Below are 24273 nucleotides of genomic sequence, written 5' to 3' on the forward strand. Positions count from 1 at the left end.
GTGCAGGTGCGGGGGTGGGTGTGCAGCCCAGAGCTACACACCCACCCCCGCACCTGCACACTCGCGCACCAACTGGCGCCTGTCCGCCGTGTGATCGGGCGGACTGCGCCCTGTCGTTACCGCACCGCACACGCGCCAGGCGGTAGCGTCAGGCGCACAGGCAGGCGACAAGGAAGGACTCCCGTGGAGCAGACGCGGATCCACTTCATCGGCGACGAGCTCGTAGCCGGCTACGGCGACGCCCGTGCGCTGGGCTGGACCGGCCGCGTCATGGCTCGCACGCGCGGAGTTGACGCCACAGCCTTCACACTCGCCGTCCCCTCGGAGACGACGGCGCAGCTTGCCCACCGCTGGCACGAGGAGGTCGCCCGCCGCACGATCCACGGCGGGGTCAACCGCCTGGTCATCGGCGTGGGTGTGGCCGACGTCGTCGCTGGGGTCTCTCCGGCTCGTAGCCGCCTGGCACTGGCCAATATCCTGGACGCCGCCTCCAGCGAGCACCGGCCGTGCCTCGTGGTGGGTCCGCCGCCGCTGCCCGCCGTGGACCCGGACGCCACGGCCAAGCTCTCCCACGCGGTCAGCGAGGTCTGCAGCCGTCGCGGTATCCCCTTCGTCGAGACCTTCAACGCCCTGCGCAACCACGACCAGTGGGAGACGGACACGGCCAGCGCCGGCGGCACGCACCCCGGGCAGGCCGGCTACGGGCTCATGGCCTGGCTCGTGCTGCACCGTGGCTGGTACGAGTGGATGGGCGTGGCCGAGCCGACCGCCTAGGCCCTCCCCCTCCCACTCCCCCCCCCGGCGAGTGTGCAGGTAGGGGCGTGAGTGTGCACCTCTGGCCTGCACACTCACGCCCCTACCTGCACACTCGCGTGAGAGAGGTTCTCCCCACCTGCACACTCGCGCTCGGCTAGAGCCAGAGCTCCGCCGCGCTGGTCCCTAGCTCGAAGCCCGACGTCGTCCACAGCCTCTGCGCTCGCCTGACCAGCCGCGTGGCATCCCACAGCTCCTCCCACCCGAAACGATCGATGGCCCAGCCCTCACGTGCCAACCGCAGCTCACGCCGTTTCTCCTCTCGGAGGTCCTGCGGCGCGGTGATCTTGCCCAGCTCGTCAAACTCCCAGCCTCGCCGTGCCTGTTCATAACCAAGATCGAGGAAGTACTCGTGTCCGTCGACCTCCACCCGGCGTTGGCTGACCGGCGCCGGAAGCCCGGCGGCGCCAGCCGCCCATCTCAGCACGCTCTCACCCGGTGACTCGGCGAGAGGATCAGCCAGCGCGACCGCGGCCCTGGCCCGCCGGGTACCTCGCCGTCGTCCCTGACGCGCCACCATGCGCTCCAGCTCCTGGCGAGCCTCCTCGATCGACATCTCGCCGAAGGCGTAGCGACTGCGCCGGTCGGGGCGGCACACCACCCGCAGCGCAGAGTCAATGATCGGAAGCGCCCACCGCACCGTCATCAGTGGCGACGGCTCCGTGGTCAGGGACGACGGCGACTCCCAGTTCGTCAATGACGGGCAGGGGCGACCGTCTACTCCGAGGGGGCGGTCTCGATCGTCAACAACGGTGACGGGTCGGGGACCTACAGTGACGGCCGCCTGAGCGTTGACGTTGACGGGCAGGGGCTGGTACCTCGACCGACGGGACGACCTCCATCGAGCTTGACGGTGACGGATCGGGCACCTACACCGATGCGACGGTGTCGATCGTCAACAACGGCGACGGCTCCGCCACCTACTCCAACCTCGGCACGGGCCTGACGATCGTCAACGACGGTCAGGGCACCGCCCTGGTCTCCTCCGGGCAGCAGGGGTGGACCGTCCAGGCCGATCCGGTGCCGCCGGCGGCCTCGGCCGGACGCTTCCCCTCCATTGACGCAGCGCGTCCGGTGGAGTCTTGCGGCACGCTCATCTCCCTGTCGGACTCGGTGCTCTTCGACTTCGGGTCCCACCGGCTGCGCGGCGACGTCCAGGAGGTGCTCACCAGCCTGGCTGAGGTCCTTAATGGGCCTATTCTCTGTTTGTTGGCACTTTGTCTTGTGGGCCTGTGGGTCTGTAGGAGGGAAGTGCCTGGTGGGGCAGAGGAGAGGGTTTACCTCTGAGTATCGGCGTGATGTTGCGGGTCAGGTGATTGGTACTGGTTGCACGATTGCTTCGGTGGCTCGTGACCTGGGGCTGGGTGAGCAGATGGTGGGCCGGTGGGTCAAGGCGGAGCGTGAGCGTCGTGAGGCTGGGGCTGCTGGTGTGCCTGGTCCGAGGGAGCTTGCTGCTGAGAACGTCAGGTTACGCAGGCGGGTGCGTGAGCTGGAGATGGAGAACGAGTTCCTGGGGAAAGCCAGCGCCCTCGATGCTTCCAGGCGCCAGCAGCTTGGCGGTTCGATCTGATGGAGGCGGAGAAGGCCGGTTATCCGATTGCCTTGATGGCCAGGGTTCTTGGGGTCACTCGTGCTGGTTTCTATGCGTGGGGGGCTCGTGGTGCTCGTAGGCGGGCGCGGGCGGCAGGTCGTCGGGAGCTGGATCGGCTGGTGGCGTGGGAGCTTACTCGTTTCCAACCAGGCTTACGGTGCTGGCAGGATCACTGTCGCGCTGCGTCGCTCAGGGGCGCGGGTAGGGGTCAAGGCTGTGGCGGCCTCGATGAGGCGTCAGGGTTTGTCGGCGGCGAGCCCGTCAGCTCTGCCGGCCTGAGGGTGCGGAGCGGGAGATTGATGATCATGAGGACCGCTGTCGGCGTCAGTGGGACACGGGCGAGGTTGACAAGGTGTGGGTCACGGGCTTCACCTATCTGCGTTGCGGTCAGGGGTGGGTGTACCTGTGTACCGTGCGGGACGCTCACTCGCGGCGTGTGCTGGGGTGGGCGATGAGCAGTCGCGGGACACCGGCACGCTCGTCGCGGCCCTTGAGATGGCAAGGACGCGTCGAGGGCGCGTGCCTGGGGTCTGGTGCTGCATGCTGATCGTGGAGCCCAGCTCACTTCCCGAGAGCTCGCGGCCTATATGAGGGCCGCTGGTGCCACGTGTCGATGGGACGGACCGGGGTGTGCTGGGACAATGCCATGGCTGAGTCGTTCTGGGCGACCCTCAAGGTTGGGTACTTCTGCCGGCGTTCCTTCGCGACCCGCAGCCAGGTCTACCAAGGCGTGGGAGAGTGGATCGAGCGGTTCTACAACCGCCAGCGCATCCACACCGCACTCGGCGGCTACAGCCCTGTCGAGTACGAGCTGAAACAACAATCAACCTGGGCCGAAGCCGCCTAGGAAACCGTCAACAACGTGCGAACAAGCCCATACTTCCCTGCCCGGGCCCCAGCCCCGTTGAAACGCGCATCCCCCGATGAGTGCGTGCACACGCGATTGGTGAGTGCCCTAGCGCTCCCCTAGGGACCGTTCCAATCACCCAACCCACGCACCACCCCCCCACCGCATTTCCATCGCTTCAGGCCCGGAACAGTCGGTCCCCATCCCCGCCACACCCGAACCGACTGTCCAGCGCCTAAACCGACATCTCTAGGCGTCTCACCGGCCCCGGCCCACCGGTCCAAGGCCTCAAGCGACACTGCCAGGAAACCCACCAGCCCCCGCCCAGTCACCCTTGCCCTGCTGGGGGCGCGCCCGGCACAACGATGGCGGCCGGTCACCTTCTCGGTGACCGGCCGCCATCGTTGTTCTGGGTGCCGCAGCTACCCGGCTCAGGCGTTGGGACGCTTGCCGTGGTTCGCGCTGGACTTCGCACGGGAACGACGCTTACGACCGCGCTTGCTCATAGTGGCCTCCTCAAGTCTGGACTGCCCAACCGGGCACTAACCACGGACCATCCTCGCACACAGCGCGATACCGCCACCACCGCAGACCTCATGAGCCCGGTCACGCCCACGCCCACCGGGCGGCGCCGCGCGCGCCGGCCACCGGAGGGAGCCAGGCCCGCCGCAGCCGCCTCAGTCCTGGCTGTAGCGCACCGTGCTCCGATAGGTCGTCACCGTCCGCCCCTCGTGCGTGACCTGCTCGTAGCTCGTCGCCCGCATGACGGACAGGCGTCCCAGCACCCGGGCCCGCAGCTCAGCAGGCGCCTGCTCGGCGCAGCGCGACCGCAGAATCTCACGCAGGTGGACCTCGGCGTCAGCCACCCGCGAGCAGTGCTCGCAGGTCGCCACGTGCTCAGCCAGCCGGCTGCTCAGGTCCCCGTCGCACTCGTGGTCAAGGAAGGCCTCCAGGTGGGCACGAGCCTCGGAGCAGGAGCACCCTGGCTCCCCCGTTCCCTCAGGCGTCCCCGGCTTCATCGCGTTCGACATCAGCGCGCCCCCTCCGCGTCCGCAGCCTCATCCCGCAGGTACCCCAGCTCGCGGGCGTGGTCCGCCAGCAGGTCACGCAGCTGCCGGCGCCCGCGGTGCAGGCGGGACATGACGGTTCCGATTGGGGTGTCCATGATCTCGGCGATCTCCTTGTACGAGAAGCCCTCCACGTCCGCGAGGTAGACGGCCAGGCGCCGGTCCTCGCTCAGCTCCTGGAGCGCGGCCTTGATGTCGTCGTCAGGCAGGTCGTCCAGCGCGAGGTTCTCGGCGCTGGGCAGACCGACTGAGTCGTGGGAGGCGGCGCGGTGCAGCTGCCAGTCCTCCACGGCGTCGGCGTCCGACTGCAGCGGCTCACGCTGCTTCTTGCGGTAGGAGTTGATGAAGGTGTTGGTCAGGATTCGGTAGAGCCAGGCCTTGAGGTTGGTGCCCGGGCGGTACTGGTGGAAGGCCGCGAAGGCCTTGGCGTAGACGTCCTGGACCAGATCCTCAGCATCGGCGCCGTTGCGGGTCATCCGCAGGGCCGCGCCGTAGAGCTGGTCCAGATAGGGCAGCGCATCCGCCTCAAAGCGGGCGGCGCGCTCGGCCTCGGTCTCCGTGCTCGGGGCACGGTCGATCTGCTCACCCGGCTCGCCGTCGGGATCAATCAGCTCGTCCAGGTCGCGCTTGTCCAGGGACGCGGGCACGTCATCCGCCCCGGCGGCCTGGATCGTCTCGATCTCCCTCATCGCCCACGAGCCTAGCCCGCCGCCTGCCAGGATGCTGGCACGCGGCTGCCCGGCGGGTGCGATCGCGGTGGTACTGCTCATCGCTGCTCATAACGACGGCGGGGCCCACCTTGTTCCCATCCCCTCCTGGGTCGGCACGAGCCTGCGAAGGCTGGCACAGGCCGGCCAGGTGCGCGAGGATGAGCACATGGATCTTCTGCGTGCCTTCGCCCGCCCCATGCTCGCCGCCTCCTTCGTCATCGACGGCGTCGACGCCATCGCGCGCCCGCAGCGTCACGTCGAGAAGCTGGAGAAGGTCATGCCAACCTTCGAGAAGGCCGGCCTGCCGCCGTTGCTGACCTCGGACGCCACCATGCTCACGCGCGTGAGCGGCGCCGTCAGCGTCGTCGCCGGCCTCGGCCTGGCCACCGGCACCGCGCCACGCTCCTGCGCCGCGGTGCTCGCCGCCTTGAACCTTCCCCTCACCCTGGTCAACAACCCGGTGTGGACCGTGCGGAACAAGGCCCAGCGCAAGGAGACCCTGTCCGGGCTCATGCGCGGCGGCGCGGTGGGGGCCGGACTGCTGCTGGCCGCCGTCGACCGTGAGGGCAAGCCCTCCCTGGCCTGGCGCCGAGCCAACGCCCGCGCCCAGCGCGAGGCCATGGAGGCCGCCTACCTCTCCGCCGCCCAAGCCTGAGCGCCCCGGGCCACCCGCCCGGTCCCCAGCACCTGACGGCGAGGGCTGCCGGTTGAGGCAACCGGCAGCCCTCGCCGTGTCTGGGCCGTGTCACAAGCAGATGAACAACTAGGACCCAGGTCACACGCTAGGCTGACGGCGAGCGACACGACAACCAGCCGTCAGGAGATGCCATGAGTGAGCTGTCCGGCACCGAGGCCGACGTCATCTACACCTGGACCGACGAGGCGCCGATGCTGGCGACCCACTCCTTCCTTCCCATCGTGCGGGCCTTCGCGGGCTCGGCTGGCGTCAGCGTGGCCACCGCCGATATCTCCCTGGCCGGCCGGATCCTGGCCGCCTTCAACCTGGCCGACGACGACCTGGCCACCCTCGGAGCGCTGACCGCCTCCCCGTCAGCCACGATCGTCAAGCTGCCCAACATCTCGGCCTCCCTGCCCCAGCTCAAGGCCGCCATCGCCGAGCTCCAGGCTCAGGGCGTTGACCTGCCCGACTACCCGGACTCCCCCTCGACACCCGCCGAGCACGAGGCCCGCGAGCGCTACGACGCGGTCAAGGGGTCCGCCGTCAACCCGGTGCTGCGCGAGGGCAACTCCGACCGTCGGGCTCCGGCCGCGGTCAAGGCCTACGCCCGTTCCCACCCGCACTCGATGGGCGAGTGGAACCCCGGCTCGCGCACCCGCGTGGCCACCATGAGCTCGGGCGACTTCCGGCACAACGAGCGCTCCGTGGTCATTCCTGAGGCCGGGACCCTCCAGATCCGGCTGGTGCCTGCCGACGGCGCAGCCCCCCTCACGCTGCGCGAGTCACTTCCGGTCACGGCCGGGGAGATTGTGGACGCCACCTCGATGTCCGCCCGGGCCCTGGACACCTTCCTGGCCGAGCAGGTCCAGCAGGCCAAGTCCGAGGACGTGCTGCTCTCGGTGCACCTCAAGGCCACGATGATGAAGGTCTCCGACCCGCTCATCTTCGCTCATGCGGTGCGCGCCTGCCTGCCCGGGGTCTTCGCAACCTACGGCGAGGTCCTGGCCGAGGCAGGGCTTCGGGCGGAGGACGGGCTCGCCTCGATCCTGGCAGGACTGGAGAACCTGCCCCAGGGCGAGCAGATTCGCGCGGCCATCCAGGACGAGCTCGCATCCGGCCCGGCGCTGGCGATGGTGGACTCAGACCGCGGGGTGACGAACCTGCACGTGCCCAGCGACGTCATCATTGACGCCTCGATGCCGGCGATGATCCGGGCCGGCGGCAAGATGTGGAACGCCCAGGGCCGCACGCAGGACACCCTGGCCGTCATCCCCGACTCCTCCTACGCCGGCGTCTACCAGGCTGTCATCGAGGACTGCAAGGCCAACGGGGCGCTGGACCCCACGACCATGGGCTCGGTGCCCAACGTCGGGCTCATGGCGCGCAAGGCCGAGGAGTACGGCTCGCATGACAAGACCTTCCTCATTCCGGCTGCGGGCCGGGTCGAGGTCGTGGTCACCGACGGCGCCGGCGCACCGGCTGGCACCGTGCTGCTGTCCCACGACGTCGAGGCCGGAGACATCTGGCGGGCGTGCCAGACGCAGGACGCGCCGGTGCGCGACTGGGTCTCCCTGGCGGTGCGCCGGGCACGGGCCACAGGCGCCCCAGCCGTGTTCTGGCTGGATCCGCAGCGCGGTCACGACCGCGTGATCCAGGAGCTCGTGGAGCGCTACCTGGCGAAGGAGAACACCGAGGGCCTGGACATCCGGATCATGGATCCGGTGGCGGCCACGAGGCTGTCCTTGGAGCGGGCCCGCCGCGGTCTGGACACGATCTCGGTGACGGGAAACGTGCTACGTGACTACAACACCGATCTCTTTCCGATCCTGGAGGTGGGTACGAGCGCCAAGATGCTCTCTGTGGTGCCGCTGATGAACGGCGGTGGCCTGTATGAGACGGGCGCGGGCGGCTCAGCCCCCAAGCACGTGCGTCAGCTGCTGGAGGAGGACTACCTGCGGTGGGACTCCCTGGGGGAGTTCCTGGCGCTGGCCGAGGCGCTGCGGCACGTGGCCGAGGTGCGCGGCAACGCGCGGGCCACGGTGCTTGCTGACGCCCTGGACGCTGCGACGACGCGGCTGCTGGAGGAGGACCGCTCGCCGGCCCGCCGCCTGGGCCGCGTGGACAACCGCGGCTCGCACGCCTGGCTGGCGCTGTACTGGGCTGCCGAGCTGGCCGCCCAGACCGCGGACGCAGGCTTGGCTGAGCGATGGGCCCCGGTGTCCGAGCGCCTGGCGGCCGCCAACGAGGCGGTTCAGGCCGAGCTGGTGACGGTGCAGGGGCGGCCGGTGGAGATCGGCGGCTACTACCGACCGGACCAGGCCCTCACAGACGCCGCCATGCGCCCGAGTGCCACGCTCAACGCCATCATCGACGCGATCTAGGCGGCGCAAGGACATCCGCCCGCTACCCCTCCTCCTCTGCCGCTACCCTTCCACGCTGACCGCTACCCCGTCAGCACGCGCTACCGGGTGCGGGCGAGCCGGAGGGGTAGCGGATCTGCGTCAGGGGCAGCCAGGGCGTGGCAAGGGTGGCGAGCACACCTCCGATGACACACCTCATCACGACAAACAACACCACATCAGCTCAACCAGCACTGAAGAACCACAAGAACGCCCCCATTTCGCTGCCCACAGATCCCACACGGCCCACTAACAGCCCTCCCCTCCCGCGTCCTGCCTCGCCACCTCACCAGCCACAGCCTGGTCCGCCCCGCAGCAGCTCCCGCAAATCAGGACCTTTGTCCTTACATCACGTCGGCGATGATCCACGGGGGTCAAAGCATGTCGTTGATACCCTTTTCTTGTGCCTCAGTGTTTGAGGAACCGCGATCCGCAAGCCTGCCGTCCATCGCCTGCGACAATGCTCCTTGTGAACGACCCTGCCCGCACCTCCGTCGACGCTCCACCCAGGACCGCCAGCGCGCCAGGCGCCCCCTGGCCCGCGCCAGGCGCCCCAGGGCCGCTGGACGCCGTCGTGCCCCTACCCGGTTCCAAGTCGCTCACGGTCCGCGCCCTCCTGCTCGCCGCCCTGGCCAGCGAGCCGACCATCCTGACCGGTGTCCTGCGTTCACGGGACACCGACCTCATGCGCACCGCCCTGGAAGCTTTCGGCGCCCGCTTCGATCCCGTGGACGCCGACGCCACGACCCTGCACGTCATCCCCGCACCCGCGCCCCTGCGCGTGCGCAGACCCGCCACCGCGCCCGGCCAGGCCGCCGGGTCTGCGGCCACCTCGCCCTCCGGCGACCTTCCGGCCCCCGTCGCGCGCATCGACTGTGGCCTGGCCGGCACCGTCATGCGTTTTGTCCCGCCGCTGGCAGCCCTGGCGGATGCTCCCGTCCTCTTCGACGGCGACGACGGCGCCCGGCTGCGCCCGCTCAGTCCGCTGCTGGACTCACTGACCCAGCTCGGTGCCAGCCTGACCTACCTCGGCCGGGAAGGACACCTGCCCGTGGTCGTCTCCCCGGCCCCCGTCCGCCCGCATCCGGCGGCAACCGCACCCTTGGGGCAGGGACCGGCGGAGTCGAGTCCAGGAGTCCCCACCACATGCGTGAGCGTGGACGCCTCAGGCTCCTCCCAGTTCCTCTCGGCCCTCCTCCTGGTCGGCTCGCTGCTGCCCGGCGGCCTGAGCGTGACCCCCACCGGGGCGGTCCCCTCCCTGCCGCACGTGGCCATGACGGTGGCCAGCCTGCGGGAGCGCGGCCTCGCCGTCGTCGAGCCAGAGCCAGCAGCCGCCGAGGGCGAGCGAACCTGGCTGGTGCCGGCAGGCCGGCCCGCAGGCGGCCGGGTCGCTATCGAACCGGACCTGTCCAACGCCGGGCCTTTCCTTGCTGCCGCCCTGGTGGCCGGGGGGCGCGTGCGCGTTCCCGACTGGCCTGCTGAGACCACACAGGCCGGCGACGCCTGGCGGTCCCTGCTGCCGCGCCTGGGCGGCCAGGTCAGTGCCGAGCCTCAGCCCAACGGCTCCCTGGTGCTCACCGCCAGCGGCACGGGACGGCTGTGCGGGATCGACGCGGACCTGTCAGCCGTGGGAGAGCTCGCTCCGAGTGTGGCGGCCCTCGCGCTGCTGGCCAGTGCCCAGGGCCACGCCAGCCGCCTGCGAGGGATCGCGCACCTGCGGGGCCACGAGACCAACCGTTTGGAGGCACTCGTGACCGAGATGAGACGGGTGGAGGGCCGTGCTCGCCAGACCGAGGACGGTATCGAAATTGAGGCGCTGCCTGCCGGAGCCAGTCTGCACCCCGCCGAGCTGCATGCCTACGCCGACCACCGCATGGCGACCTTCGCCGCGCTCGTAGGCCTGGGGGTGCCGGGCACCACGCTGGATGACGTGGCCTGCACCTCCAAGACCCTGCCTGACTTCCCCGCGATGTGGTCCCGCCTGCTGACCGTGGGAGCAGGAACCTCACGCTTAGGCACCGGATCTCCCACGTCCCCGAGAGGAGAGGCCTGATGGCTCGCCGCGACATCGGCACCGACGACCCCCGCGTGCGCGTACGCCCTGGCAAGGGATCGCGTCCGCGCACCAAGCAGCGTCCCAACTATGACGACGCCGTGCGTGGCATGGTCACGCGTATCGACCGCGGCCACTACCGCATTCGCCTCACCGACCCCTCACTCACCCAGGACGGGTCGGGAGACATCACGGCGATGAAGGCCCGTGAGCTGGGCCGCGGCAAGGTGGTGGTCGGCGACGAGGTCTCCGTGGTCGGCGACGTCAGCGGCCGCAAGGACACCCTGGCCCGTATGGTGCGGGTCGAGGAGCGCGCCAGCCTGCTGCGCCGCAGCGCCGAGGACGGCGACGCAGCCGGGACGGAGAAGCCAGTCGTGGCCAATGCCGAGGTGCTCGTCATCGTCACGGCCGTGGCCGATCCCGAGCCGCGACCGCGCATGATCGACCGCTACCTCGTGGCCGCCTACGACGCCGGCATGGAGCCGCTGCTCGTGCTCACCAAGTCCGACCTGGCCGACGCCGGCCCGCTCCTGGCCCTGTACGAGCCACTGGGCGTGCGTACCTTCCCGACGTACCTGGATCCCTCCAGCCGCGCTGAGGCCACACGCGCTGCCGGTGACGGCGTGGCCGCGGTGCGCGAGGCGATCGCCGGGCGCACGGCGGTGTTCGTGGGGCACTCGGGGGTCGGCAAGTCCACACTCATCAACGCCCTGGTCCCCGGCGCCGACCGTGTCACCGGCCACGTCAACGAGGTCACTGGGCGGGGCCGCCACACCTCCACCAGCCTGCAGGCCCTGGAGCTTCCGGGCGGCGGCTGGGTCATTGACACGCCCGGTGTACGCTCCTTCGGCGTCTCACACGTCTCCAGCGCCGACGTTCTGCGTGGCTTCCCGGACCTGGCCGAGGTGGCCGCGGACTGCCCTCGCGGCTGCACCCACGCCGAGGGAGTGATCGACTGCGCCCTGGACGCGTGGGCCGCAGTGGGACCCGAGGGGATCAGACGCGCCCGCCTGGACTCCTTCCGCCGCCTCCTTGCCCCTTCCCTGGAGGCCGAGGACCCGGTCCCCACCACCCATCGCCACTGAAGGAGAGACATGCATCTTCGCCCCGCTACCCCGACCGACCTAGACGCGGTGGCTGGCCTGCTGACCTCGGTGTTCATCCAGGACCCGCTCATGAGCGCGATCGTGGCTCCTGCCCCCGATCCACGCGCGGCCCTGGACCACCTCCACCGCGTGGAGCTGGCCGATCACTACCTGTCCCCCGATCCGGATCGGTGCCTGGGCGCCCGGGTCGACCTCGCTGTCCAGGGCGAGGCCGGCAGCGAACGCGTCCTGGGCGCCATGCTGTGGGACCCGCCAGCCGACGGCGATCCTGCCGGACCGCTGGGACCTGGCGACGCCCTTCCTGAGGGTCTGGACCTGGACCTGCTGGGTGGGGCCTGGGACCTGGTCCTGCTCGACGGCGCCCAGTGCGATGCCCAGCGCCCCACCGAGCCGCACTGGTACGCCTACATGATCGCCGTCGCGCCCGAGGCTCGCGGCACCGGAACGGGTACCGCCCTGTTCCGTCACGGTCTGGAGCGAGTAGACGCTGACGGCCTGCCCGCCCACCTGGAGTCCACCACGCCAGCCTCCAAGCGCCTGTACCAGCGCCTGGGCTACCGCGAGGTCGCCGAGCTCTCCAGCCCGCCGCTGCCGACCTACTGGGCGATGACCCGTCCCGCCCACGGCGCCGGGCTGCATGACCACTCTTTTTCCCGTCCGCGGGCATAAAGTTTTCGCGTGCCTGTCCGTCAGCATTCTCGCCTGCCTCGCCCGTCCTGGGACGACCTGTCAACGAGGGCTGAACTGTCCACCGCTCATCTGCGTGTGCTGGAGACGGTCGAGACCGCTCACCGGCCCCTGCGCGCCGCCGAGGTCGCACAGATGCTGGGTCTGCACCACAACACCGTGCGAGAGCACCTCGAGGCCCTGGTCAGCGCCGGATTCGTCTCGGCTGCCGCCCAGCCCACCGGCCGGCGGGGCCGCCCCGCGCTGGCCTACACCGCCGTCGCCCCGGATCCAGGCGAGGTCCTGGACTCCTACCTCGCCCTCCTTGACGCCATCGCCCAGACCCTGGGAAGCGGCGAGGATGCCAGGCGCCTGGCCCACGAGATCGGGCGCCGCTGGGCCCACGAGGCCGCACTCGACGACGCCGCGAGCACCACGACCGACTCCGACTCCGCCCAGGCGGATCCCACTCAGCTCCTGCGCCGCCTGCTGCCGGCGCTCAGCCGCATGGGCTTTGCCCCCGACCCCAGCAAGGACACGCTCGTCCTGCGCGCCTGCCCCCTGGTGACGGGCACGAGGGTCCCCCACGAGATGGTCTGCCACATGCACGAGGGCTTCCTCAACGAGGCCCTGGCCGGCGTCGCGTCGCGCGATGAGCCGCAGGAGCCTGGCGAGCGCCCTCACCTGGAGCTCACTCCCCTGCTGCCTGACGGCTGCCACCTGCGCTGGCAGCGGGGGTAGGGCCTGCCCTAGACGGCCTCCAGGATCCCCTTGGCGCCCTTGTCCATGTCAGCGAAGACGTGGGTCACCATCGCATAGTGCCCAGCCGCAGGCACCACGGCCTCGACGAAGCCTCCCTGGGCGGGCTGCAGGGCCAGGGCCTGCGACCCGCCGTGCCAAGCGCGTCCGATCTCCTGCGGCCCGCCCAGGAGGTAGGTGCCCTCCGCAAAGACCGTGTCGAACTGCAGACCGACGACGTGGAAGGAGGTGGGCAGGCTGGGACCGGCGTCGAGCACCCACAGCCGTATGCGCTCTCCCGCACGAGCCTGCAAGGGCGCCAGGGCGTACTGGAAGGCCACCCCGTTGAAGCACACGAGGTCCGGCGTCTTGGCAGCGATCTTGTCCGTCATCGCCGTCGAGGTCGCGGTCTGTTCCTCCTGCTGGCCGCTGTCCAGACCGAGATAGGTCTCGGCCTGGATGAGCAGGTACTCGCGGTCTACCTCGGCCAAGCCATCGGGGTCGATGATGACGGCACCGTACATTCCCGAGGCCAGGTGCAGGCTCATGGGGGCGGTTGAGCAGTGGTAGAGCCAGATCCCTGAGTGCTGTGCCGTGAAGGTGTAGACCAGCGACTCTCCTGGTCCGATCGAGCGCATGGGCTTGTCCGGGGAGACGATCCCGGCGTGGAAGTCGATGGAGTGGCTCATGGTGCCCCGTTGACGAGCGTGACCTCGAAGGTGTCGCCCACCTTGCCGCGCAGGATGGGGCCCGGCGCGGTGCCGTTGTAGGTCCAGCGCGTCTGGTAGACCCCTGCTCCCACGTAGGCCTGCTCGACCTCAGTGACGGTGAAGGTCACGCGGTGCACGCTGTCGTGAGAAGACGGGACCAGGGCAGCCTCGTAGGGAGCAAAGCCCTCGGGAAGCGGTGCCTGGAGGTCGACGGTGGGGCTCACCTGCGCGCCGTGGTCCTCGTGGTCCGCGGGCGCGTCCGTCCCGGAGGCAGCGGCCCCGACAACCACCTGCATCACCATGCCCTGGGCGCGGTGCCCGGCGATCGAGCACCAGCCCTGGAGGGGGCCGGTGACGAGGCCGACCTCCAGCCGGGCGCTGCCCCCGGCTGAGACCCGACCGGTGGTGGCGCCGGTGTCCAGGACCAGGTCGTGGACCTGGTCGGAGGTGTTGTCCAGGGTGATCACGAGCCGGTCTCCGGCCTGGACCTGGACGGTGTCCGGGACGAATCGCATGCCCTCCACCCGCAGCGTGGTCTCAACGGTCCGGCCAGTAGCGGCGACGACGTCGCGGGTCCCGCGGTCCCCTGACCACTGACGCCAGGTGGACGCGGCGGCGCCTGCCACGACGGCAGCCCCGGTGCTGACCAGACCGAGCAGCACCCCGCGCCGGCCCGCTCCAACGCCAGTCTGCCCTCCTGCCGCACGCTCATCACGTGCGCTCCCCTTGCCTCTGGCCACGGCCGGGGCGGTTCCCGCGGTGACCTCGCGGCGAGAGGTAGCAGCAACAGGGCCGGTGGCGTCCTGCGAATCAGACGGACTGGTGGTCTCAGGCACGGCGAGGCTCCTTTTCACGTGGGGACAGGGCACCAACGGGTAGATGGGCGGCGCCTGGGGCGAGCGCCGGCGGGCCGACGGTGAGGCTGGTGGCTACGACGTCGTCGTCCCCGCGGCGGGTGCGGCGGACCAGCTCCCGCGCGCTCAGCCCCATCCCCACCACGACGTAGGCCGCCACCGCGCCGGCGAGCAGGGCGCCCGCCATACGGACGGTCCAGGGCAAGGGCGTGGCCACCGCGAGCGCGAGACCCGCGTTGGTCGCCGTGACCCGGTAGGCGGCGGCGCGGTCCATGACACGGTTGGTCAACCGGGTCGTCGCCGGTCCTCCACCCAGCATGACGGGGGTGAGATAGCTCAACGCCGCTCCCAGGACCTGGAGGGCGAATCCTGCTGCCAGCGGCACGCGCAGGAGGTGGATGACCTCGCGGGCCTGGTCCAGGTTCGGCGCCGTGGTCACGCCCAGGCCCATCCACACCACGCAGCCCAGGAACCAGGCGACTGCGGCCGCGGATGAGGCAGTGGAGAAGGAGGTGGGTGGCACGCGACGGGCCGTGCGCCAGGCTGGCACGAGGACGCCGCCGGCCCCGGCCAGGTAGACCAGGGTCCCGAGCCCAGCAGCCGGCTGCCACAGGCCCGAGCAGGCGACCATCACGGTCCCGCCGACCAGCGCCGGCAGGCCTCGGCTCGTCCAGGTGGGGGCACAGGGCTCCATCTTGGTGCGCAGCATGGTGGGCCACAGCACGGTGAGGGTGCCCAGCACCGTGGTTCCCACAAAGCCGAGCAGCATGGTGGTGGTGTGGGCCAGGTAGAAGACGTCAGACAAGCGTGCCCAGCCACGCTCCGCGGCCCAGCTGGTGAGGTAGCCGAGCACCGCCCCGATGGCAAGCAGGATCAGGGCCAGGGCGTAGTGGACCGCCAGCCCTGCCAGGCGCGGGGCGACGGCGCGGTGGTACTGGACCGCGATCGCGACCGCTCCGGCTAGGGCCGCGGCTGTCACGAGGCTCATCCCGGCCATCGCGAGCACCTGGTGGTGGGAGGTGATGCCGACCAGGACCGCGAGCGTTCCCAGGCCGTGTACCGCCAGACGCAGGTCCACCAGCGCCGCGCCTCCCAGCGCCGGGCGGTGCAGGAGGGTGTCAGCGAAGTGGGCCGACCACACGGTGATGGCTGAGCCGATCCCGCCCAGCAGCAGGGTGTGCAGCGCTATCCACTGTCCCCAGGCTGCCAGCGGGCCGGCCAGGATGAGGACGGCGAGCACTCCGGCCACGATCACCCAGGCCAGGACGACTCCGTTGCGCCGCACCTGTTCGCGGCGCCGGTGCCCACGGCGGCCACGTGCCGCCTGGAGCGGTGAGAGCGTCACCCTGCCCGCCGTGGCGCCCCCGCCCTGGGACGAGGATCCGACGCCGAGCGGTCCGGCCCTCAGCGCGATCAGGGCCGAGGTGACCAGGAAGACGAGGACAGCCAGGACCCCCATGATCCCCCCGGCCTGCCAGGCGCGGACCTGCTCGCTGACCAGTCCGGCTACACGGACCACCAGGCTCAGGTGCAGCAGGACAAGGGGGAGCCACATGATCCTGCGGTAGGGCAGCTGCCGGTGCAGGAGAGCCGGCAGGATCGTGGGAGCGTGGGCGAGGACCATCGAGAAGGCGAAGCCGAGCGAGAGGGCGTGGATGATGATCTCGTAGGCAGCCCCGCTTCCCTGGGTCCAGGCGGTCAGCGTCCAGGCGAGACCGCCCACGGCGAGCCAGAGGTATCCGGCCATCATGCAGGCGGCCGCCAGACGCACTCCCCCGGTTGCGCGGACGGTGCGTCGGGCGACGTCGTACCAGGCCATGACGACGCCGAGCCCCAGCAGCGCGGGGCCGCTGGCGAGCCTGCCCGTCCCGGTGACAGGCAGCGCGCACGCCCCTAGCAGCGCGATCACGGCCAGAGCGCGCACGACGGCCTCAACCACAGGACCGAGAAAGGCGACCCGCGCCAGCTCCAGACGCTCACCGACCACGGTCAGGACCGGGAAGAGCAGCCACAGCGGGACTGCGGCCACGACGTCGTGGCCTGCGAGCCAGGTGAGGTTGCCCAGGACCAGCGCCACCGCGCCCAGGGACTCCACGTCCAGGGCGACTGAGACGGCTCGGCGGTAGACGCAGGCGTAGACCGTGAGCAGGACGAGGCCGGAGACAAGGACCATGCCCTGTCCCAGGACCTGTGGCGCCCCGGCGACCAGCGCCAGACAGCCGCCGGCGCTCAGCGCCGGTGCGGCCAGGGCCCAGCGCGCACGTGCGGCCACCGCGCGTTCCAGGCTGATGAGCGTGCCGAGAAAGCCCACTTCCATGAGCGGGCCGTGCAGCGCAGCCAGGCGTGCGGTCAACGTCCCAGCCACAGGTGCCCCTGTCCCCAGGCGCAGCAGCGCAGCGTCCAGGCCGCTGAGCACGCACGCCGCAGCCAGGACGAGCAGCGCGAGTCGCGGCAGCACCTTGTTTTTCACAAGGCAAACCGTAATAAAATCAGTTCCGTGCGGCAACGACGCACGGCTCACAGCTGCCGTATGCCGCTGTGAGCCGCAACCTACCCAGACAGGAAGAGGGAAGCAGCATGAGCGACGCTCCCACAACCATCCCGGTCCAGGACGTCTCCCCCTCGCAGGCCCACGGCGGGTGCGGCTGCGGATGCGGCCACGAGTCCGAGCGGCTCACGCTGGACGCACGTGCGATTCCTCACCGGCTGCGGCACGCCGCCGTCATCGGAGCCGCCTCCAGCCTCACGGTGGGCGAAGGCTTCGACCTCGTCGCCCCGCACGTACCAACCCCACTGCTCAACCAGATCGACCAGCTCCCCTTCACCTTCCGTCACAGCGTGATCGAGACCTCAGAGGGCTTCGCGCGGGTCGAGATCCTGCGCACCGCCTGAGCCTTAAGGCCCGCTACCATCGATCTATGACCTGCTTGGCCGACCTGACGTCTGTGTCCGGTGCGCCCGTGGCGGTCCCCGACGTGCTCGTGGACCGCCACGGGCGCACCGTGCGTGATCTGCGACTGTCGGTAACCGACCGCTGCAACCTGCGCTGCACCTACTGCATGCCCGCCGAGGGCCTGGAATGGCTGCCCACGCCGTCCCTACTCACTACCCAGGAGATTGCGCGCCTGGCCCGGATCGGGGTGGAGCGCCTGGGGATCGAGCGCATCCGGCTGACCGGAGGCGAGCCGCTGATGCGCAAGGACCTGGAGGAGATCGTCGCCTCAGTCTCCACGCTGCGCTCGGCTCGCACCGGGACCAAGCCGGACATCGGGATCACCACCAACGGTCTCGGCCTGGACAAGCGGGCCGCCCGCCTGCGTGCGGCCGGCCTGGACCGGGTCAACGTCTCCATCGACACCCTGGACCCCCGGGAGTACAGCCTGGCCACGCGCCGCGACCGCCTGGAGGACGTCCTGCGCGGAGTGGCCGGTGCCGAGGCCGCCGGCCTGGCACCCATCAAGGTCAACGCCGTGGCCATGCCGGGCACGCTGGACCGCAGGGCCGCCCGCCTGCTGGCCGAGTGCCTGCGCCGGGGCTGGCAGCTGCGCTTCATCGAGCACATGCCACTGGGGCCGCGTGAGTCCTGGCGCCCCGAGCAGGTCGTGGGGCAGGAGGAGATCCTCCAGGTCCTCACCCAGGCAGGCTTCACCCTGCGCCAGGCCGGGCGCGCCGACCGCCGCCCCGCCGCCCTGTGGCACGTCAAGGCCGGCCGCCTGGACCCTCGGGCGCTGTCCTCCCACGAGGGGGCGGGCGCCTACCCGGCAGGAAGCGTCGGGATCATCTCCTCAGTCACCGCCCCCTTCTGCCACGACTGCGACCGCACCAGGGTCACGGCCGACGGCCGGCTCATGACCTGCCTGTTCTCCTCCACCGAGACGGACCTGCGCACGCCGATGCGCCAGGGCGCCACGGACGAGGACCTCATTCGTCTCTGGGCCGGGGCGACCTGGGCCAAGCCGCTGGCTCACGGCAGTGACGAGCCCTGGGCGGTTCCGGACGGCTTCACCAGGCCCGCCCGCACCATGTCCGCCATCGGCGGCTGAGGGCGCCTGCGCCACTCCCGCACCGCCAGTCCCGTCGACACCACGCCATCCCGAGGAGGTCACCCGCCTATGAGCGATCCCGTCCACGACACCATCAGCCTGGAGGTCCACTACTTCGCCGCCGCGACCGAGGCAGCCGGCCGCGCCCAGGAGCGGATCGAGGTGCCCAGCGGCACCACTCTCGCCGCGCTACGCGAGCAGCTGGCCGGACGAGGCCTGGCCATGGCCAAGGTCATCGCCGTCTCCAGCTACCTCGTCAACTCCCTGTCCACGCCCGCGGACTCGCTCACGGCGCTCGCCGACGGCGACCGCATTGACGTCCTGCCGCCCTTTGCCGGCGGCTGAGGTGCCTGGCCGGCCACCGCGCTCAGGCGATATTGGACCATTCCCGTGTGCCGTCATCGAAGAGCTGGTGCTTCCACACCGGCATACGCTTCTTGACCTCCTCCACCAGGTCACGCACGGCGTCGAAGGCCGGCGCGCGGTGGTCCGCGCTCACCGCCACCCCCAGCGCCGTCTGGCCGATCTCCAGGTCCCCGACCCGGTGGACGACGGCGATCGCCCGCAGGCCCGGGCGGCAGGCGACCTCGGCAGCGATCTGGGCGACCACGTTGCCAGCGGTGGGGTGGGCGGAGTAGGCGATCCCACGCACCCCACGTCCGCCGTCGTGGTCTCGCACCATCCCGTCAAAGGTGACGACGGCTCCCGCACCGCGGTCCTCGACGCTGGCGGCGAGCTGCGCCACGCTCACCGGGGCCTCGGTCACCTCAGCGCGCACCACGCGCGCCGCCTGGCCCGCAGCCCCGGCTCCGCCCGCCTGCGCAGCTGGCATGCTCTCCATCGATCCTCCGTAGGTCCTCGGTCCTGGGCGCAGGCTGGGTGCCCGTCGCGGCGACGACGGTACACGGGATCCGTCCTCCCCGCTCACCCCCCCACCGCACGCCCGCCTCGGCTCGGCGATCCGCCCGCCCGCGCGGCATGATGGACCTCAGTCCCACACCACCACAGGAGGAGCCGTGCCACAGATGATTCCCGTCGAGGACTACGTCGCCAAGGTCCTGGCTCCTCTACGCCCCCTGGCCAGCGTGGAGCTACCCCTGGCGCAGGCCCACGGCCTGGTCCTGGCTGAGGACGTCACCGCGGCCCTGCCCGTCCCTCCCTGGACGAATTCGGCCATGGACGGCTACGCGCTGCGGGCCGCGGACACAGCCGGTGCCACCACGAGCACGCCCGTCATGCTGGCGGTGACCGGAGACGTCCCGGCCGGCGCGGTCCCACCCGCCCTCCAGGCAGGCACCGCCATGCGCATCATGACCGGCGCCATGCTGCCCGAGGGCGCCGATGCCGTGGTCAAGGTGGAGGACACCGATCAGCAGGCCGGTCACCACCCGCTTCCCTCCCAGGTCGCGATCAGGGCCGAGGCCTGCGTAGGGCTGTCCGTCCGCACGGCCGGTGAGGACGTCGCCGTCGGCGACCCGGTCCTTGGCGCCGGCACTCTCCTGTCAGCCACGGCGATCTCGGCCCTGGCCTCGGTGGGGCGCTCCCGGGTGCGGGTCCTGCCCCGGGTGAGGGTCGCCGTCGTCTCCACCGGCTCCGAGCTCGTCGAGCCCGAGGACACGCTGCGCCCCGGCACCATCCCGGACTCCAACAGCCTGCTGCTGGCCGGGCTGGTGGAGGAGGCCGGAGGCCGGGTCACCTTCACCGCTCGCGCCGCAGACACGGTGGAGTCCTTGGAGACGGTGCTGGCTGAGGCGGCCGGCCAGGCGGACCTCGTGCTGACCTCCGGGGGCGTGTCCGCCGGCGCCTTCGACCCCCTCAAGATGCTCGGCCAGGCAGACCCGGGCCGGCTGCGCGCCCTGGCCGGCGCGGAGCTGTCCTTCGCCAAGGTCGCCATGCAGCCGGGCAAGCCGCAGGGTCACGGCACCCTGCACACCCGGCAGGACGCGCAGGCAGGCCCGGGCCGCGAGGTGCCGATCCTCATGCTCCCGGGCAACCCGGTCAGCGTCCTGGTCTCCTTCACCCTCATCGTCGTCCCGGCGCTGGCTCGCCTGGGCGGCTTCGACGGCGTCGCCACCAGCTGCGACGCCGACCCCGCCACCCGCCCGGTCACGCCTGCGCTCGCCCGGGCAGCCACCGCCTGGCGCAGCCCTGCCGGACGCCGCCAGCACCTGGCTGTGCGTGCCGTGAGCGCCCCGCAGGCCGCTGCGGGCCAGGAGGCCAGCCCGGTTTCCTGCGACCCCACGAGCCAGCCGCTGTGGGTCGCTCCGGCCCACCACCTCGGCTCAGGCTCACACCTCGTGGCCTCCCTGGCCCGCGCCGAGGCCCTGGCCGTGGTCCCGGCCGAGGCCGAGGGCGTGAGCCAGGGTGATCAGGTCCGTCTCCTCGCCCTGTCAGCCCCGCCCGTGCCCGGCGCAGGCCGTCTGCCGTCCTGCGGCCAGTAGCAGCCGCCGTCTCCATCTGTCAGCCCTCACTCGATCCAAGGAGTACCCTTGTCCCCCTCTCCGATCCGCCTGACCCACCTGGACCACGCCGGAGCCGCCTACATGGTGGACGTCACCGCCAAGCAGCCCACCGTGCGCACCGCCAGCGCGAGCGCCTTCGTCAGCTGCTCGCCCGCGATCGTGGCCGCGCTGCGGGACGGAACCGTGCCCAAGGGGGACGTACTTGCCGTCGCCAGGGTCTCCGGCATCGCCGCGGCGAAGAAGGTCCCTGACCTGCTCCCCCTGGCGCACGTCATCGGCGTCCACGGCTGTCAGGTGGACCTGGAGATTGAGGACGAGGGCGTGCGTATCGAGACCACCGTGCGCACTGCTGACCGCACAGGTGTGGAGATGGAGGCCCTGACCGCTGCGACCGTGGCGGGGCTGGCCATCGTGGACATGGTCAAGGGCGTGGACCGGGCCGTGGCGCTGCGCGAGGCCAAGGTGACGGCGAAGTCCGGCGGGCGCTCGGGCGACTGGGTGCGCCCGGCCGACGGCGAGGATCCCGCAGGCCTCTAGCGAGCCGCATCCCGAGGAGCACCATGAGCCACCAGGCCCCTCCGCCCACACCCTGTCCCGTCTTCGACGTCGTCGTCCTGGCAGGCGGCACCGGTCGCCGGCTGGGCGGGGTCTCCAAGCCCGACGTCCTCGCCCGCGGCCGCCGCCTGCTCGACCACGTCCTGGACGGGCTAGGCCAGCTTCGCGCCCAGGGTCCTGGCGGGCCTGGGCGGGTGGTCGTCGTCGCGCCGGAGCAGGTGAGCCTGCCGGCCGGCGTGCTGCGCGCGCTGGAGGACCCGCCACTGGGCGGACCGGTGGCCGGCATCGCTGCCGGCGTGCTGACCCTGGCGACCGATGCCGAGGCTGGTGAGGGCCAGCCGGCCGAGGCCACGGCGCTGCTGGCCTGCGACGCTCCGCAGGCCTGGCGTGCGCTGCCCGTCCTGGCAGCACGGTTGAAGGCGGCCCTGGCGGAGGGCCGGGCCTGTGACGGCGTGGTCGGCGTGCAGCCGCAGGACGACTCAGGCCGTCACGTCCAGCACCTGGTTGGCATCTACCGCACAGAGGCCTTGCGCGCGCTCGTGGCGCCGGGCGGAGTGGGCCTGAGGGACGTCTCGGTGCACCGGACCTTGGGACGCCTGAACCTGGGCTACGTGGACCTGGCCCAGGAAGCGGGCCTGGACCAGGCGGCGCAGGACCTGGACACCTGGGAGCAGGTGCGCCAGTGGGAGCGCGAGGGGCGGTAGGGCCCGGCGCCCACGGCGCCGAGGCTTCTTAGTGGTCCCCGCCGCCTAGCTGCTCCAGCACGTGGGGCACCAGAGGACCGATCACGGTGACCGCGTCCTTGACGCCGCCTCGCGAGCCCGGGGCGTTGACCACGAGCGCGCCGTCCGCGCCCCGTCCTGTGACCCCGATGAGCCCACGCGACAGCCCCGCCAGAGGGGTCTTGCTCAGCCCGTAGTCACGCACCTGCGCCTCCAGGCCCTCCAGGCGGGTCTGAAGCAGAGGCGCCGTCGCCTCGGGAGTCAGGTCCATGGGGGTCACGCCCGTGCCACCGGTGGTGAGCACCACCCGCGCCCCCTCAGCCACGGCCTCGCTCACGGCTCGGCGGATGGCGGCGACGTCGTCGGGCACCACGCGCACCCGCTCAACCTGGACCCCGTAGCCAGCCAGCAGCCGCTGCGCCAGCGGTCCGGACAGGTCCTCACGGCGACCCGCAGCGCAGCGGTCCGACACCGTGATGACGGCTCCACGCACCGGGGTGTCCAGCGTCTTGAGCGCCTTCTGGACAACCTCCGCCGCCTCGGGCTGCTCCTCCCCCGCGGCAGCAGCCTGCCGTGGCAGACGAGGCTCGTGAGCAGTCGGTGGGGCAGCGTGCGTCATGGCCCCACCGTAGCGACCCTGACCGGGTTTGCCCAGACGATTTATTTAGAGCATTCGATCATTACTATTTTGGGGATGACCGTAAAAAATACGGGCGCCTCCATCCTTGCAATCCCAAGGCTCTTCCGCATCTGTCGCGGGGTGCGCCGTCTCCACCGATCATGGTAGGTGACCGCTGCCGCCCCGCCGGATCCCGAGATAGGACCACCATGAGCAACGCCGCCTCCCGGCCCTCACCGGCCCCAGATGCCGCCTCCCACCCGACCGCCCTGGGCACCAGTGGACGTGTCCTGGCGGGCTGGGACCCTGAGGACCCGGCTCACTGGGACAAGGCCATTGCCTGGCGCACCCTGGCGATCTCCACCTTCTCCATGGTCATCGCCTTCTGCGTCTTCTTCCTTGTCTCAGCCATCGCACCCAAGCTGCGCCTCATCGGCTTCGACCTGACCCCGGGCCAGCTCTACTGGCTCACCGCCATGCCAGGCCTGTCTGGCGGGCTCATCCGTCTGGTCTACATGTTCCTGCCTCCGATCTTGGGCACACGCAAGCTGGTGGGCATCTCCTCACTGCTCTACGTCATCCCCATGCTCGGCTGGTTCTTCGCCGTCCAGGACACCTCCACCCCCTACGCTGTCCTGCTGGTGCTGTCCTTCATGTGCGGCATCGGCGGCGGCACCTTCTCCGGCTACATGCCCTCCACCGGCTACTTCTTCCCCAAGCGCCTGTCCGGCACCGCCCTCAACCTCCAAGCCGGCATCGGCAACCTCGGCATGTCCCTCATCCAGCTCGCCGGCCCCTGGCTCATGGGCTTCGGGCTGCTGGGCATCACCTTCATCGCCCCACAGCGTCAGGCCGACGACACCGCGATCTTCGTCCACAACGCCGCGATCTTCTTTGTCCCCTGGGCGCTGGCCGCCGCGGCGCTCGCCTTCACCCTGCTCAAGGACGTCCCCGTCACGGCCAACATCCGCGCCCAGCTGTCCTTTTTCTCCAACCCGAACACGTGGTACATGACGATGCTCTACGTCCTGACCTTCGGGCTCTTCTCCGGCTTCGCCGCGCAGTTCGGCCTGCTGGTCAACAACACCTTCGGAGCCTCCTCGCCCTTGGCCGAGCAGGGCTTTGACAACCTGCCGCTAGGCGCCACCTACGCCTTCCTCGGCCCACTGATCGGCTCAGTGGTACGCATGGCCTGGGGCCCGCTGTGCGACCGCTTCTCCGGAGGGCTGTGGACCTTCATCTCCGCGCTCGGCATGGCGGTCACGCTGGCCTGGGCCTCGCTCTACATGCACCCTGACTCCCCCGCGGAGTTCACACCCTTCCTGTGGGCCATGCTGGCCATGTTCTTCTTCGCCGGCATCGGCAACGCCGGCACCTTCAAGCAGATGCCCATGATCATGCCCCGCCTCCAGGCCGGCGGCGCAATCGGCTTCACCGCAGCAATCGCCTGCTTCGGCCCCTTCTTCGTCGGCGTGGCGCTGTCCGCCCTGGACGCCGGAACCTGGCTGGCCCTCTGCGCCGCCTACTCCGCCGTGTGCGCCGTCGTGTGCTGGATCCGCTACGCCCGCCCCGGCGCCCCCTTCCGCGGCTGAGGCCCAGCGCCGAGCCTCAGCCGCCCACCGACCTCACCGTCCCCGCC

27 protein-coding genes are annotated in these 24273 nt (G+C 70.8%); 18 read left to right on the forward strand and 9 right to left on the reverse strand.

Translation table 11 applies throughout. The features are described 5' to 3' along the window. Positions 1-183 precede the first annotated feature (183 nt). Entirely contained in the window at positions 184-774 is a 591-nt protein-coding gene (locus CYJ26_RS03060; protein ID WP_006549131.1) for a GDSL-type esterase/lipase family protein, read from the forward strand. A gap of 136 nt (positions 775-910) precedes the next feature. On the opposite strand, the gene CYJ26_RS03065 is transcribed toward CYJ26_RS03060, so the two are convergent. After that, positions 911-1459, reverse strand: a complete 549-nt coding sequence (locus CYJ26_RS03065; RefSeq protein ID WP_024035246.1) for a hypothetical protein — start codon at positions 1457-1459, stop codon at positions 911-913. A 239-nt stretch (positions 1460-1698) separates the two neighbouring features. On the opposite strand from CYJ26_RS03065, the gene CYJ26_RS10550 reads away from it, so the two are divergent. The 4 genes from CYJ26_RS10550 to CYJ26_RS11235 all read left to right on the forward strand — a co-directional run bounded on the left by CYJ26_RS10550 (position 1699) and on the right by CYJ26_RS11235 (position 3251). Further along, a complete protein-coding gene (locus tag CYJ26_RS10550; protein ID WP_145990754.1) occupies positions 1699-2100 on the forward strand; it encodes an OmpA family protein in 402 nt (133 codons plus the stop codon). Continuing rightward, positions 2003-2383, forward strand: coding sequence for a transposase (locus CYJ26_RS11225; protein WP_101637928.1), 381 nt, complete (start codon positions 2003-2005; stop codon positions 2381-2383). The genes CYJ26_RS10550 and CYJ26_RS11225 overlap by 98 nt, the downstream gene beginning before the upstream one ends. A 72-nt stretch (positions 2384-2455) precedes the next feature. After that, a complete protein-coding gene (locus CYJ26_RS11230) occupies positions 2456-2683 on the forward strand; it encodes an IS3 family transposase (protein WP_101637929.1) in 228 nt (75 codons plus the stop codon). A 334-nt stretch (positions 2684-3017) separates the two neighbouring features. Continuing rightward, complete coding sequence (locus tag CYJ26_RS11235) at positions 3018-3251, forward strand: integrase core domain-containing protein (RefSeq protein WP_267472680.1); 234 nt, start codon at positions 3018-3020, stop codon at positions 3249-3251. A gap of 431 nt (positions 3252-3682) precedes the next feature. On the opposite strand, the gene CYJ26_RS11240 is transcribed toward CYJ26_RS11235, so the two are convergent. The 3 genes from CYJ26_RS11240 to CYJ26_RS03095 all read right to left on the reverse strand — a co-directional run bounded on the left by CYJ26_RS11240 (position 3683) and on the right by CYJ26_RS03095 (position 5007). After that, on the reverse strand, positions 3683-3757 hold the full coding sequence (locus CYJ26_RS11240) for a 50S ribosomal protein bL37 (protein WP_374044920.1): 75 nt from the start codon (positions 3755-3757) through the stop codon (positions 3683-3685). A 171-nt stretch (positions 3758-3928) separates the two neighbouring features. Next, positions 3929-4282 carry a mycothiol system anti-sigma-R factor gene (gene rsrA / locus CYJ26_RS03090; protein WP_006549124.1) on the reverse strand — a complete coding sequence of 118 codons (354 nt, stop codon included), beginning with the start codon at positions 4280-4282 and terminating at the stop codon, positions 3929-3931. Then, positions 4282-5007, reverse strand: coding sequence for a sigma-70 family RNA polymerase sigma factor (locus tag CYJ26_RS03095; RefSeq protein ID WP_101637995.1), 726 nt, complete (start codon positions 5005-5007; stop codon positions 4282-4284). Before CYJ26_RS03095 ends, rsrA begins: the two co-directional genes overlap by 1 nt. A 31-nt stretch (positions 5008-5038) precedes the next feature. Between CYJ26_RS03095 and CYJ26_RS03100 the strand changes: the two genes are divergently transcribed. The 6 genes from CYJ26_RS03100 to CYJ26_RS03125 all read left to right on the forward strand — a co-directional run bounded on the left by CYJ26_RS03100 (position 5039) and on the right by CYJ26_RS03125 (position 12672). Beyond that, positions 5039-5683, forward strand: a complete 645-nt coding sequence (locus CYJ26_RS03100; protein WP_006549122.1) for a DoxX family membrane protein — start codon at positions 5039-5041, stop codon at positions 5681-5683. A 173-nt stretch (positions 5684-5856) separates the two neighbouring features. Beyond that, entirely contained in the window at positions 5857-8088 is a 2232-nt protein-coding gene (locus CYJ26_RS03105) for an NADP-dependent isocitrate dehydrogenase (protein WP_101637930.1), read from the forward strand. A gap of 478 nt (positions 8089-8566) precedes the next feature. Then, positions 8567-10159 (forward strand): 3-phosphoshikimate 1-carboxyvinyltransferase, encoded by a 1593-nt coding sequence (locus CYJ26_RS03110; protein ID WP_101637931.1) that lies wholly within the window; start codon positions 8567-8569, stop codon positions 10157-10159. After that, a complete protein-coding gene (gene rsgA, locus CYJ26_RS03115) occupies positions 10159-11244 on the forward strand; it encodes a ribosome small subunit-dependent GTPase A (RefSeq protein ID WP_101637932.1) in 1086 nt (361 codons plus the stop codon). The genes CYJ26_RS03110 and rsgA overlap by 1 nt, the downstream gene beginning before the upstream one ends. A gap of 9 nt (positions 11245-11253) precedes the next feature. After that, the gene (locus CYJ26_RS03120; RefSeq protein ID WP_006549117.1) at positions 11254-11934 is read left to right on the forward strand and encodes a GNAT family N-acetyltransferase; all 681 of its coding nucleotides are present in this window, start codon (positions 11254-11256) and stop codon (positions 11932-11934) included. A 9-nt stretch (positions 11935-11943) separates the two neighbouring features. Then, positions 11944-12672 carry a helix-turn-helix transcriptional regulator gene (locus tag CYJ26_RS03125; protein WP_040319758.1) on the forward strand — a complete coding sequence of 243 codons (729 nt, stop codon included), beginning with the start codon at positions 11944-11946 and terminating at the stop codon, positions 12670-12672. Positions 12673-12680: 8 nt separating this feature from the next. On the opposite strand, the gene CYJ26_RS10955 is transcribed toward CYJ26_RS03125, so the two are convergent. The 3 genes from CYJ26_RS10955 to CYJ26_RS11170 are packed head-to-tail and all read right to left on the reverse strand — an operon-like array spanning position 12681 to position 16703. After that, positions 12681-13358: a multicopper oxidase domain-containing protein gene (locus tag CYJ26_RS10955; protein ID WP_244901998.1), complete on the reverse strand. Its 678-nt coding sequence runs from the start codon at positions 13356-13358 to the stop codon at positions 12681-12683. After that, a complete protein-coding gene (locus CYJ26_RS10960) occupies positions 13355-14215 on the reverse strand; it encodes a cupredoxin domain-containing protein (protein WP_244901999.1) in 861 nt (286 codons plus the stop codon). Before CYJ26_RS10960 ends, CYJ26_RS10955 begins: the two co-directional genes overlap by 4 nt. Next, a complete protein-coding gene (locus CYJ26_RS11170) occupies positions 14208-16703 on the reverse strand; it encodes a hypothetical protein (protein ID WP_052039854.1) in 2496 nt (831 codons plus the stop codon). The genes CYJ26_RS10960 and CYJ26_RS11170 overlap by 8 nt, the downstream gene beginning before the upstream one ends. Before the next feature lie 107 nt (positions 16704-16810). Here CYJ26_RS11170 and CYJ26_RS03140 point away from each other — a divergent pair, with 107 nt between their 5' ends. The 3 genes from CYJ26_RS03140 to CYJ26_RS03150 all read left to right on the forward strand — a co-directional run bounded on the left by CYJ26_RS03140 (position 16811) and on the right by CYJ26_RS03150 (position 18621). Continuing rightward, on the forward strand, positions 16811-17125 hold the full coding sequence (locus CYJ26_RS03140; protein ID WP_006549113.1) for a DUF2249 domain-containing protein: 315 nt from the start codon (positions 16811-16813) through the stop codon (positions 17123-17125). A gap of 26 nt (positions 17126-17151) precedes the next feature. Beyond that, positions 17152-18276, forward strand: a complete 1125-nt coding sequence (gene moaA, locus CYJ26_RS03145) for a GTP 3',8-cyclase MoaA (protein WP_006549112.1) — start codon at positions 17152-17154, stop codon at positions 18274-18276. Positions 18277-18345: 69 nt separating this feature from the next. Then, positions 18346-18621, forward strand: coding sequence for a MoaD/ThiS family protein (locus CYJ26_RS03150; RefSeq protein WP_006549111.1), 276 nt, complete (start codon positions 18346-18348; stop codon positions 18619-18621). 22 nt (positions 18622-18643) lie between these two features. On the opposite strand, the gene CYJ26_RS03155 is transcribed toward CYJ26_RS03150, so the two are convergent. Further along, entirely contained in the window at positions 18644-19117 is a 474-nt protein-coding gene (locus CYJ26_RS03155; protein ID WP_006549110.1) for a molybdenum cofactor biosynthesis protein MoaE, read from the reverse strand. A 184-nt stretch (positions 19118-19301) separates the two neighbouring features. Here CYJ26_RS03155 and CYJ26_RS03160 point away from each other — a divergent pair, with 184 nt between their 5' ends. The 3 genes from CYJ26_RS03160 to mobA are packed head-to-tail and all read left to right on the forward strand — an operon-like array spanning position 19302 to position 21997. Next, entirely contained in the window at positions 19302-20717 is a 1416-nt protein-coding gene (locus tag CYJ26_RS03160) for a molybdopterin molybdotransferase MoeA (protein ID WP_048684916.1), read from the forward strand. A gap of 48 nt (positions 20718-20765) precedes the next feature. Then, on the forward strand, positions 20766-21275 hold the full coding sequence (gene moaC / locus CYJ26_RS03165) for a cyclic pyranopterin monophosphate synthase MoaC (RefSeq protein WP_006549954.1): 510 nt from the start codon (positions 20766-20768) through the stop codon (positions 21273-21275). Positions 21276-21298: 23 nt separating this feature from the next. Continuing rightward, entirely contained in the window at positions 21299-21997 is a 699-nt protein-coding gene (mobA, locus tag CYJ26_RS03170; protein ID WP_034236623.1) for a molybdenum cofactor guanylyltransferase, read from the forward strand. Between the two features lie 28 nt (positions 21998-22025). Here mobA and CYJ26_RS03175 read toward each other — a convergent pair whose 3' ends face one another. Then, entirely contained in the window at positions 22026-22634 is a 609-nt protein-coding gene (locus CYJ26_RS03175) for a MogA/MoaB family molybdenum cofactor biosynthesis protein (RefSeq protein WP_034236621.1), read from the reverse strand. A gap of 209 nt (positions 22635-22843) precedes the next feature. Between CYJ26_RS03175 and CYJ26_RS03180 the strand changes: the two genes are divergently transcribed. Next, positions 22844-24226 carry an MFS transporter gene (locus CYJ26_RS03180; protein WP_006549107.1) on the forward strand — a complete coding sequence of 461 codons (1383 nt, stop codon included), beginning with the start codon at positions 22844-22846 and terminating at the stop codon, positions 24224-24226. Positions 24227-24273: the final 47 nt, after the last annotated feature.

Origin of the sequence: Actinomyces urogenitalis (genome assembly GCF_002861525.1) — a bacterium.
GTDB classification, from domain to species: Bacteria; Actinomycetota; Actinomycetes; order Actinomycetales; family Actinomycetaceae; genus Actinomyces; species Actinomyces urogenitalis.